The 11200-nt window shown below is 65.4% G+C and carries 9 protein-coding genes; 6 read left to right on the top strand and 3 right to left on the bottom strand.

The features are described 5' to 3' along the window. The first annotated feature begins 267 nt into the window (after positions 1 to 267). Positions 268 to 2163: an ATP-binding response regulator gene (locus tag DL899_RS18260; RefSeq protein WP_111735769.1), complete on the top strand. Its 1896-nt coding sequence runs from the start codon at positions 268 to 270 to the stop codon at positions 2161 to 2163. Positions 2164 to 2198: 35 nt separating this feature from the next. Here DL899_RS18260 and DL899_RS18265 read toward each other — a convergent pair whose 3' ends face one another. After that, entirely contained in the window at positions 2199 to 2834 is a 636-nt protein-coding gene (locus tag DL899_RS18265; RefSeq protein WP_111735770.1) for a gamma-glutamyl kinase, read from the bottom strand. Positions 2835 to 3023: 189 nt separating this feature from the next. Between DL899_RS18265 and recA the strand changes: the two genes are divergently transcribed. From recA to DL899_RS18285, 4 genes are all read left to right on the top strand, one after another. Continuing rightward, positions 3024 to 4103: a recombinase RecA gene (gene recA, locus DL899_RS18270; RefSeq protein ID WP_111735771.1), complete on the top strand. Its 1080-nt coding sequence runs from the start codon at positions 3024 to 3026 to the stop codon at positions 4101 to 4103. 154 nt (positions 4104 to 4257) lie between these two features. Beyond that, the gene (gene alaS / locus DL899_RS18275; RefSeq protein WP_111735772.1) at positions 4258 to 6960 is read left to right on the top strand and encodes an alanine--tRNA ligase; all 2703 of its coding nucleotides are present in this window, start codon (positions 4258 to 4260) and stop codon (positions 6958 to 6960) included. Positions 6961 to 6971: 11 nt separating this feature from the next. Next, positions 6972 to 7256, top strand: coding sequence for a DUF1330 domain-containing protein (locus DL899_RS18280; RefSeq protein WP_111735773.1), 285 nt, complete (start codon positions 6972 to 6974; stop codon positions 7254 to 7256). A gap of 13 nt (positions 7257 to 7269) precedes the next feature. Continuing rightward, on the top strand, positions 7270 to 7557 hold the full coding sequence (locus DL899_RS18285; RefSeq protein ID WP_111735774.1) for a DUF1330 domain-containing protein: 288 nt from the start codon (positions 7270 to 7272) through the stop codon (positions 7555 to 7557). A 51-nt stretch (positions 7558 to 7608) separates the two neighbouring features. Here the strand turns inward: DL899_RS18285 and typA are convergent, their stop codons facing one another. Together typA and ssb are read right to left on the bottom strand one after the other, a co-directional pair. After that, complete coding sequence (gene typA / locus DL899_RS18290) at positions 7609 to 9429, bottom strand: translational GTPase TypA (protein ID WP_111735775.1); 1821 nt, start codon at positions 9427 to 9429, stop codon at positions 7609 to 7611. A gap of 90 nt (positions 9430 to 9519) precedes the next feature. Next, positions 9520 to 10008: a single-stranded DNA-binding protein gene (gene ssb / locus DL899_RS18295; RefSeq protein ID WP_111735776.1), complete on the bottom strand. Its 489-nt coding sequence runs from the start codon at positions 10006 to 10008 to the stop codon at positions 9520 to 9522. A gap of 187 nt (positions 10009 to 10195) precedes the next feature. On the opposite strand from ssb, the gene DL899_RS18300 reads away from it, so the two are divergent. After that, positions 10196 to 10780, top strand: coding sequence for a lytic transglycosylase domain-containing protein (locus tag DL899_RS18300; protein ID WP_111735777.1), 585 nt, complete (start codon positions 10196 to 10198; stop codon positions 10778 to 10780). Positions 10781 to 11200 lie beyond the last annotated feature (420 nt).

Consider the following 11200-nt stretch of genomic DNA (forward strand, 5'->3'; position numbering starts at 1 on the left):
GGCAGCAGCCCGGTGTGAATGCCCTTCCTCCACAAAAGCGACAACGCGCTCCCGAAGTGCCATAGGATGCGGTTTACCCATCTCAAACCCCCATATCTGCCCTGCAGACAGAGAATCACAGATCAAGCTTCATGGAAATCCTGAATCGTAAAGATCGCAACTCGCTATAACGATGCCGCGCGCACGGCCTTTGGCGCCGGGGGCGAGGTCTCGCTGACCGTCCTGCTTGAGGGCGAAATCGCCAATGCGCCGGCGGTTCTGCATGACATGGCCCGCATTGCGCGGACCCGGGGCAGCGCTCGGCGTGTATTGCCGGGCGGCGACGTGCGGCAGGTGCTGTGCGTTCACCGCGCGGGGGCGGGGCTGTGCCTGTGGCGCATTGACGGTCATTCCGACCCGCCCGCCGCCGCGCCCGACCTGGCGGTGCCGGTGTTGCGGCTGGGCGCGGACGATACCGTGCTGGCGGCCAACCCCGCCGCACGCGGGTATTTCGGCTGGGCGGACAAGGCGCCGATTCCCCCGGACCTGTGCGGGGCCGTCGTGTCGGGCCAGGTCGTCGGGGTCGAAACGCCTCGTGGGCGGCTGCCTTGCCTGATGGCGACATGGCCGCGCGACGATGGCGGGCGCGATCTGTTTCTCTTTCCCGCCGATCCGGCGGCGGGCGATCTGGCGGATGGCTGGGCGCTCTTTTCGGCGCTGCCGGTACCGCTGTTGAAACTGGCCCGCGACGGGCGCATCCTGCTGTCGAACCCGCCCGCGCGCGCGCTGCTGGGCATCGGCAGCGGCGAGGGGCGGCGCCTGTGCGACCTGATCGAGGGGCCGGGCCGGCCGCTGGCCGACTGGCTGGACGATGCCGCCGCCGGCCGAGGCACCGTCAAGGCCGAGATCGTGCCGCTCAGGCGCGACGATTGCGACACCTTCGTCAAGGTGGCGCTGACCCCGGCGCGCGACAATGGCGAGCAGGTGCTGATCGCGGTGCTGCAGGACGCGACGCAGTTGAAATCACTCGAGGCGCAGTTCGCCCAAAGCCAGAAAATGCAGGCGATCGGCCAGCTTGCCGGCGGCGTGGCGCATGATTTCAACAACCTGCTGACCGCGATTTCAGGGCATTGCGACCTGCTGTTGCTGCGCCACGGCCAGGACGATGCCGAATATGCCGACCTGATGCAGATCAGCCAGAACACCAACCGCGCGGCGGCGCTGGTCAGCCAGTTACTGGCCTATTCTCGCAAACAGACCCTGCGGCCGGAGGTGATGGATCTGCGCGAAATGCTGCTTGATCTGACGCATCTGCTCAACCGGCTGGTGGGCGAAAAGGTGACGTTGTCGCTCGGTCACGATCCCGGCCTGTGGTCGGTTCGGGCCGACCCCCGCAAGCTGGAACAGGTGCTGGTCAACCTGGTGGTCAACGCGCGCGACGCCATGCCCCGGGGGGGCGAAATCCGCATTGCCACCGCCAACCGCCTGCTGCGCGAGCCCCTGCGCCGCGACCGCGCGGTGGTGGCGCCCGGCCGCTATGTCGAAATGACCGTCACGGACGAGGGGGATGGCATCCTGCCGGGCCATCTGTCCAAGGTGTTCGAGCCGTTCTTTACCACCAAGCGCCCGGGCGAGGGCACAGGGCTGGGGCTGTCGACCGTCTATGGCATTCTCAAGCAGACCGGCGGCTTCATCTTTGCCGACAGCACCCCGGGCGAGGGCACGCGCTTTAGGATGCTGCTGCCGTCCCATGACGAGGGGGCGGGCGTGCACCCACCGGCCCGAGCCGCCCCGCCGGCCCCCGCCCGCCGCCGCAGCGACGGCGTCGTGCTGCTGGTCGAGGACGAAGCGCCGGTGCGGGCCTTTGCCAGCCGGGCGCTGAAAATGCGCGGGTTTTCGGTGCTCGAGGCGGCCTCGGCCGAAGAGGCGCTGGAGGTACTGGAAGACAAGGCGATCACGGTCGATATCTTTGTCACCGACGTGATCATGCCGGGCATGGACGGCCCCAGCTGGGTGCGTGAGGCGCTCAAGCAGCGGCCGGGAACGCCGGTGGTATTCATGTCGGGCTATGCGCCCGAGCAATTCGACAACGCCCCCGACGGGATGGACGGTGCCACCTTTCTGCCCAAGCCGTTTTCGCTGCGCGAGCTGACCGACACGGTGCAGGAAAAGCTGCCGGGCTGAGGGGACCCGATACCGCGAGGGGTGGGGCCGGGCAGTCAGGGCTTTGGCGCTGGGGGCAGGGGGCGATAGGTGCCCTGTTCGCCGATGCTGTCATAGAGGGTGAATTCCTCGGCGCATTTGCGCCGCAGCCGCTCCGCCACCTCGTTCGACAGCGCCGGCCGCGCCCCGGGCGAGACGTTCAGCCGCTCTGTCGTCACCCGGACGCCCAGCCGCGCCTGCAGAAAATCGCGCAGTCCGTCCTGGTCTTCGTAGCGGAACAGATGCGTGACCGCGGTGCCGTTTCGCTGCGGTTCCAGGAACTTGGCCTGAGAGCCGACATTGGCGAATGCCGGCCGCTTGCCGCGCATGAAGGCCAGCACGAAGTCGTCAAAGCTGATCTCGTGCGTGCCGGTGGGCTGGCCGGCCAGCGCGGGCCGCTGCCGGTAACGATACCAGCTGCCCAGCCAGTCGATCGGCTCTCGCATCACTGCCAGCACTGTCAGCCCCTCGCCCAGGAACCGTTCCAGCATCGGGCGAAAGAAGCGGTTGTAGCGAAAGACAGGGGCGTGTTTCAGTTCCGGCGGGTCACGCAGGATCAGGCTGGCGTGGCTTTCCAGCGCCGCCTGCCAGGCTGTGGTGCCGGTTTTCGGCACCGACAGGAACACCAGTTTTTCCTTTGAAAACACAAGCATGTTCTGCCCGCTCCGCTTCCTGCCGCTGCCGTCTCTTGCGCGTAAACTACTCTTTAACCCTTCGCGGCAAAAGTAAGGATCGGAACAATTTTCTTGAAATGTTCCACTCTTGCCGCCATAAGGGAACAAGAGGGGAACAAAGCGTCGATGGACGCCCGGCGCAGGGTATGAAATAAGGAACCGAACGGCATGGCAACGGCAGATCTCTTGACAATGGATTCCAGAAAACAGGCGGACCGGCAAAAGGCGCTCGACAGCGCGCTGGCGCAGATCGAACGGCAGTTCGGCAAGGGCTCGATCATGAAGCTGGGTGCGGATAACCCGGTGCAGGAGATCGAGTCGACATCGACCGGCTCGCTCGGGCTCGATATTGCGCTCGGCATCGGCGGGGTGCCCAAGGGCCGCATCGTCGAGGTCTATGGCCCAGAAAGCTCGGGCAAGACCACGCTGACGCTACATTGCGTGGCCGAGGAACAGAAAAAGGGCGGTGTCTGCGCCTTTGTCGACGCCGAGCACGCGCTCGACCCGATCTATGCCCGCAAGCTGGGCGTCAATCTTGACGAGTTGCTGATCAGCCAGCCCGACACCGGCGAGCAGTCGCTCGAGATCGTCGATACGCTGGTGCGCTCTGGCGCGGTCAGCATGATCGTGATCGACTCGGTTGCCGCGCTCACCCCCAAGGCCGAGCTTGAGGGTGACATGGGCGACAGCAGCGTCGGCGTGCATGCCCGCCTGATGAGCCAGGCGATGCGCAAGCTGACCGGCTCGATCAGCCGCAGCAAGTGCACGGTGATCTTCATCAACCAGATCCGCATGAAGATCGGCGTCATGTTCGGCAGCCCCGAAACCACCACCGGCGGCAACGCGCTGAAATTCTACAGCTCTGTCCGGCTGGATATCCGCCGTATCGGCGCCATCAAGGACCGCGACGAGGTGGTCGGCAACGCCACCCGCGTCAAGGTGGTCAAGAACAAGCTGGCGCCGCCGTTCCGGCAGGTGGAATTCGACATCATGTATGGCGAAGGGATTTCCAAGACCGGCGAATTGATTGACCTCGGCGTCAAGGCCGGCGTGGTCGAGAAATCCGGCAGCTGGTTCAGCTATGGCGACGAACGCATCGGCCAGGGCCGCGAAAACGCCAAGACCTTCCTCAAGGAAAACCCCGACGTCGCGCTGGATATCGAGGACAAGATCCGTGCCGCGCACGGGCTGGAATTCGACGCCGGTCCCGGCGGCAAGGATGACGGCGGCGACATCCTGGAGGCCTGAACCGGACCCATCCGCAAAACACCGGGCCCGCGCATGCTGCGCGGGCCCTTTTCATTACGGGCGGCATCTGTGCGTTTGTGGCGGTGGACATGCGCCCACCGCGCCGGTAAATCAGCGGAACGCCTGCCATTCACGCCCCAGGAACGGATCCCAGATGCCGACCCTCAACGAAATCCGCTCGACCTTTCTTGATTTCTTCGCGCGCCACGATCACCGCATCGTTCCGTCCTCGCCGCTGGTGCCGCGCAACGACCCCACGCTGATGTTCACCAACTCCGGTATGGTGCAGTTCAAGAACCTCTTTACCGGGGTCGAACACCGCGACTATTCCCGCGCCGCGACGGCGCAGAAATGCGTACGCGCCGGGGGCAAGCACAACGACCTGGACAATGTCGGCTATACCGCGCGGCATCATACGTTCTTTGAAATGCTGGGGAATTTCAGTTTTGGCGATTATTTCAAGGAACAGGCGATCCCCTTTGCGTGGGACCTGCTGACGCAGGATTTCGGCCTCGACCGCGACCGCCTGCTGGTCACCGTCTACCACACCGATGAAGAGGCGGCGGATATCTGGAAGAAATACGCCGGCCTGCCGGATGAGCGCATCATCCGCATCAAGACCGACGACAATTTCTGGTCGATGGGCGCGACCGGCCCCTGTGGCCCCTGCACCGAAATATTCTATGACCACGGCGATCATATCTGGGGCGGCCCACCGGGCAGCGCAGACGAAGACGGCGACCGTTTCATCGAGATATGGAACCTCGTCTTCATGCAGAACGAGCGGTTCGAGGATGGCTCCATGCGCGCGCTCGACATGCAGTCGATCGACACCGGCATGGGGCTGGAACGGATCGGCGCGCTGTTGCAGGGCAAGCACGACAACTATGACACCGACCTGATGCGCGCGCTGATCGAGGCGAGCGCCAACCTGACCGACGGCGAACCCGACGGGCCGGGCAACGTGCACCATCGGGTGATCGCCGATCACCTGCGCTCTACCGCGTTCCTGATTGCCGACGGGGTGATGCCGGGCAGCGAGGGGCGCGGCTATGTCCTGCGCCGGATCATGCGCCGGGCGATGCGCCACGCGCATCTGCTGGGCGCGCAGGACCCGGTGATGCACCGGCTGGTGCCGGGGCTGGTGGGGCTGATGGGGCAGGCCTATCCGGAACTGGGCCGCGCGCAGGCGCTGGTCGAGGAAACGCTGCGGCTGGAAGAGACGCGTTTTCGCCAGACGCTTGACCGTGGTCTGCGGCTGCTCGATGACGAATTGGGCCGCTTGGGCGATGGCCAGCCACTGCCGGGCGAGGCGGCGTTCAAGCTCTACGACACCTATGGCTTTCCGCTCGACCTGACGCAGGACGCGCTGCGCGAGCAGGGCCGCGAGGTCGATGTCGACGGGTTCGAGGCCGCGATGGCCGAGCAGAAGGCCAAGGCACGCGCCGCCTGGTCCGGCTCGGGCGAGGCTGCCGATGCCACCATCTGGTTCGACATCGCCGAAGAGGTCGGCGCGACCGATTTTCTGGGCTACGACACCGAAACCGCCGAGGGGGTGGTGCAGGCTATCGTCATCGATGGTCAGAAGGTCGATGCGCTGACGGGCGAAGGGGGCACCGCCTGGGTGGTGTTCAACCAGACGCCGTTTTATGCTGAGGCCGGCGGCCAGGTGGCTGATCATGGCCATGTGCGCGCGCTCGAAGGGGTGCACCACGAGGGCGAGCCGCGCTTTCAGGCGCAGGTGAGCGACGTGCAGAAACGCGCCGGCGGGCTTTCGGCGCATCTGCTGACGGTCGATCAGGGCCGCCTGCAGGTGGGCGATGCCGTCCGGCTGGAGGTGGACCATGCCCGCCGCACCGCCATTCGCGCCAACCACTCGGCCACCCACCTGCTGAACGAGGCGCTGCGCCGGGCGCTGGGGGATCACGTCGCCCAGCGGGGCAGCCTGAACGCGCCTGACAGGCTGCGCTTTGACTTCAGCCATGCCAAGGCGGTGACGGCGGACGAGATCGCCCGCATTGAGGCCGAGGTGAACGCCCATATCCGCGAAAACGCGCCGGTCGAGACCCGGATCATGACCCCCGACGATGCCCGCGCCATCGGCGCCGCGGCCCTGTTCGGGGAAAAATACGGCGACGAGGTGCGCGTCGTGTCGATGGGGCGGGCGCCGGGCTCTGGCAAGGGGGCCGAGGGCGACACCTATTCGATAGAGCTTTGCGGCGGTACCCATGTGCGGCGCACCGGCGATATCGGCCTCTTCGTGGTTACCGGCGAAAGCGCATCAAGTGCCGGCGTGCGGCGGATCGAGGCGCTGACCGGGGCGGCGGCGTTCGACTATCTGAGCACGCAGGAAGAGCGGCTGTCACAGATCGCGACAGAGCTGAAATCCCGCCCCGACGAAGCGCTCGACCGGGTGCGCGCCCTGCTGCAGGAGCGCCGCGTGCTGACCGCCGAGGTGGCGCAGCTGCGCCGCGAACTGGCGATGTCCGGCGGGGCCGGCGGCAAGTCGTCCGGCGGGGCCGAGCCAAAGGATATCGGCGGCGTGCCCTTCCTGGCCGAGGTGATGAACGGTGTCTCGGGCAAGGATCTGCCGCCGCTCATCGACGAGATGAAGGCGCGGCTGGGGTCCGGTGCGATCTTGCTGATCGCTGATGCGGGCGGCAAGGCGGCAGTGGCCGCCGGTGTCACCGCGGACTTGACCGATCGCGTTTCGGCGGTTGATCTGGTGCGCGCGGCAGTTCCGCATCTGGGTGGCAAGGGCGGCGGTGGCCGCCCCGACATGGCCCAGGGCGGCGGCAAGGACGTGGAAAACGCCCAGTCCGCGATAGAGGCAGCCGAGCAGGTGATTTCGGGATAAGGAGACCCGCCATGCCCGCCTATATCATTGCCCGGATCGACGTGACCGATCCCGACGAATATGTCGCCTATGCCAGCCAGACGGTGGCGCTGGCCGAACGGTTTGGCGGCCGTTTCCTGGTCAAGGGCGGCGAGCAGACCGCGCTGGAGGGCAACTGCCCCGACCGCCATGTCGTGATCGAGTTTCCCGACCGCCAGACCGCGCTGGACTGGTACAATTCCGACGAATACCGCCGCATCCTGCCGATAGCCCTGTCGAGCAGCGAGCGCGATATCGTCGTTGTCGATGGCATCTGAAGGAGACCCCAACATGCCCGCACTCTGGATCGCCCATGTCAACGTGACCGACGACGAGGCCTATGGGCGTTACGCCAAGCTGGCCGGCCCGGCCATCGAAAAGCACGGCGGCTATTTCATCGCCCGTGGCGGGCGTTATGTGCAGCTTGAAGGCAATGACCGCCCGCGCAACGTGGTGGCGAAATTCCCGTCTCTGGAGGCGGCCGAGGCGTGCTATCGCTCTCCCGAATACCAGGAGGCGCTGAGCCACGCGCGAAATGCCTCGGAACGCGATCTTCTGGTGGTCGAAACCAGCGAGTAATGTGTTTGGCCGGGGCAGGGCGCGCGCGCCCCGCCTGGGCTCATCCCGGTATCAGAGGCTCTTGGCCGCGCGCTTGCGTTCGTGCGGGTCAAGATGGCGTTTGCGCAGGCGCAGCGACTTGGGCGTGACTTCGAGCAGCTCGTCATCGTCGATATAGGCAATCGCCGCTTCCAGGCTCATCCGGACCGGCGGCGTCAGGCGCACCGCCTCGTCGGTGCCGCTGGCGCGCACGTTGGTCAGCTTCTTGCCCTTCAGCGGGTTGACCTCGAGATCGTTCTCGCGGGCGTGTTCGCCGATGATCATGCCCTGATACACGGTTTCCTGCGGGCCGATGAACAGGCGGCCGCGTTCCTCGAGGTTCCACAGCGCATAGGCCACGGCCGCGCCCGTTTCCATCGAGATCAGCACACCGGCGCGGCGACCGGGAATCGACCCCTTGTGCGGCGCCCAGCCGTGAAAGACCCGGTTCAGCACCCCGGTACCGCGGGTGTCGGTCAGGAATTCGCCATGATAGCCGATCAGCCCGCGCGACGGCACATGGGCCACGATCCGGGTCTTGCCGGCGCCTGCCGGCTTCATCTCGGCCAGTTCGCCCCTGCGCGGGCCGGTCAGCTTTTCGATCACCGCGCCGGAATGGTCGTCATCGACGTCGATGACCACTTCTTCGATGGGCTCCAGCGTATTGCCGTCTTCGTCCTCACGCAACAGAACGCGCGGGCGCGAGATCGACAGTTCGAACCCCTCGCGGCGCATGTTCTCGATTAGCACGCCCATCTGCAGCTCGCCCCGGCCGGCCACCTCAAAGGCCTCGCCGCCGGGGGTGTCGGTCACGCGGATGGCGACGTTCAGCTCTGCCTCGCGCATCAGCCGCTCGCGGATTACCCGCGATTGCACCTTTGACCCGTCGCGTCCGGCCTGCGGCGAATCGTTGATGCCGATGGTGATGGAAATCGTCGGCGGGTCGATGGGCTGGGCCTCTAGCGGCTTTTCGACCGCCAGTGCGCAGATGGTGTCGGAGACGGTGGCCTTGGACATCCCCGCCAGGGTGACGATGTCGCCGGCCTGGGCCTCGTCGATGTCCTGGAATTGCAGGCCGCGGAACGCGCGGATCTTGGTGATGCGGAACTGCTCGATCTTTTGCCCGGCACGGCTGAGGGCCTGCACCGTGGCGCCGGCCCGCAGGCTGCCCGATTCGACGCGCCCGGTCAGGATGCGGCCAAGATAGGGATCGGCGCCCAGAGTCGTGGCCAGCATGCGAAAATCCTCGTCCGCGCGCGCCAGCTGGCGCGGGGCGGGGACGTGATCGACGATCAGCTTGAACAGCGCCGAAAGGTCCTGGCGCGGCCCGTCGAGCGAATGATCGGCCCAGCCCGCCCGCCCGCTGGCGTACATGTGCGGGAAATCAAGCTGGTCGTCGTCGGCGTCGAGCGCGACAAACAGGTCAAAGCATTCGTTCAGCGCGCGGTCGGGTTCGGCGTCGGGCTTGTCGACCTTGTTGAGCACAACAATCGGGCGCAGCCCCAGCGCCAGCGCCTTTTGCGTGACGAACTTGGTCTGCGGCATCGGCCCTTCGGCGGCGTCCACCAGCAGCACCACGCCATCGACCATGCCGAGGATACGCTCGACCTCGCCGCCAAAATCGGCGTGGCCGGGGGTGTCGACGATGTTGACGCGCGTGCCCTTCCATTCCACCGAGGTGGCCTTGGCCAGGATGGTGATGCCGCGCTCGCGCTCCAGATCGCCCGAATCGAGCGCGCGTTCGGCAACGGCCTGGCCGGTGCGAAAGGCGCCGGACTGTTTCAGAAGCTCGTCAACGAGCGTGGTCTTGCCATGATCGACGTGGGCGATGATGGCGATATTGCGCAGATCCATGTGTCGTGGGGTCCTCGGGCTTGTTCGGGCTGAGGCGCGGGCTTACCCCCCACGGACCCGAATAGCCAGAGGAAAAGCCCCGCCCGCCAATCAGAACGGGATTTCGTCGTCGTAATCGCGTCCCGCGGCAGGGGCAGAGCCCTGGGTGTCGGGCGCCGGGGCGCTGTCCTGACCGCCGCCATATCCGGCGCCGCCACCATAGCTGCCACCGCCGCCGCCGCTGCTGTCGCGGCTGTCTAGCAGGGTCAGTTCGCCCCGGTAGGGGCGCAAGACCACCTCGGTTGAATAGCGGTCCTGGCCGGACTGGTCCTGCCATTTGCGGGTTTCAAGCTGGCCCTCGATATAGACCTTCGATCCCTTGCGCAGATACTGTTCGGCGATCCGCACCAGCGGTTCGGAAAAGATCGCAACGCTGTGCCATTCGGTGCGTTCGCGCCGCTCGCCCGTATTGCGGTCTTTCCACGTCTCGGAGGTGGCGATGCGCAGGTTGCACACCTTGCCGCCGTTCTGGAACGTGCGCACCTCGGGGTCGCGGCCCAGATTGCCGATGATGATGACCTTGTTGACCGAGCCCGCCATCGCGCCCTCCTGCGTGTGTTTGAACTTTGCGCATGCTTACACCATCGCAGGGGGGTGAAGAAAAGCTTAAAATTTTAGATCAATGACGAGAATCTGCCGGTTTTGCCGTCATGTGGGGCAGGGAACTGGAAATTCGCTGGGAAACGGGTATAGTCCCGGGCGCAATACTTGGGGGACAGGGACAGAGATGCGTATCTTTGCCATGACGCTGCTTTGTGCCGCGCTGTCGGTTCCGGCCGGGGCGCAGGCCGACCTTTTCGGCAACAGCAAGAAGGCCGCCTTTCGGTCGCAGACCTCGGTGCTGGACCGCCGCGCGCGCGGCGCGGTCAGGGCCTCGGTGTCGCTGGATTCCGGGCGCATAGTCACCCCCACGAAATGGGGGTCGGCCAAGGCCTATGACGGGCGCTACAAGGGGCAGTTCCTGAGCATGGCCCGCGCGGCGGCGATGCGCCACGGGGTGCCGCAGGATTTGTTTCTGCGTCTTGTGCAACAGGAATCGGGCTGGAACCCGACGGCCAAGTCGCACAAGGGCGCGATCGGGCTGGCGCAGCTGATGCCGGAAACCGCCTCCAAGCTGGGGGTGAACCCGCACGACCCGTATGAGAACCTCGAAGGCGGGGCGCGCTATCTGGCGCAGCAATACCGCAACTTCCGGTCATGGAGACTGGCGCTGGCAGCCTACAACGCCGGCCCCGGCGCAGTCGAACGCTATGGCGGCGTGCCGCCCTACCAGGAAACCCGGAACTATGTGAAGGTGATCTGGGGCAGCTGACCCGGCCGGTTCGGAACGTATCCGGAGCGGTGTGATGGGCAGTTCCTACCGACCGGCGCGTTCGGCGGGTTTTGTTGCGTTGAGGTCAGTGTGGGTGGTGTTGCATTGGCTGCAGACGGCCCTGAGCTGCCGTTCGTGCAATATTTGTCTAACGGCGGCTCCCAGCTCAAAGCGGTCATCGTGTCAAAGGCACGGGATCAGAAAAGATAATGCTCACAGCTATTCGAACGGAATAACTATTCTGCAGAAAGAAGCCGAAACGAAGTTACTGCTTTAGCTATTCACTGTACTTAGTTCGCCCTGAACATCGCCGTCAGGCTGCCAGTTTGTCGACTTGAACTCTTCGGTCACGTGCCATTTCCTCGTCAACGATCATGCAAGTTCGGCAGATCAGCCAAGTCAGCTGGCGCAAAAAGACCC

The organism is Roseovarius amoyensis (assembly GCF_003260265.1).
GTDB classification, from domain to species: Bacteria; Pseudomonadota; Alphaproteobacteria; order Rhodobacterales; family Rhodobacteraceae; genus Roseovarius; species Roseovarius amoyensis.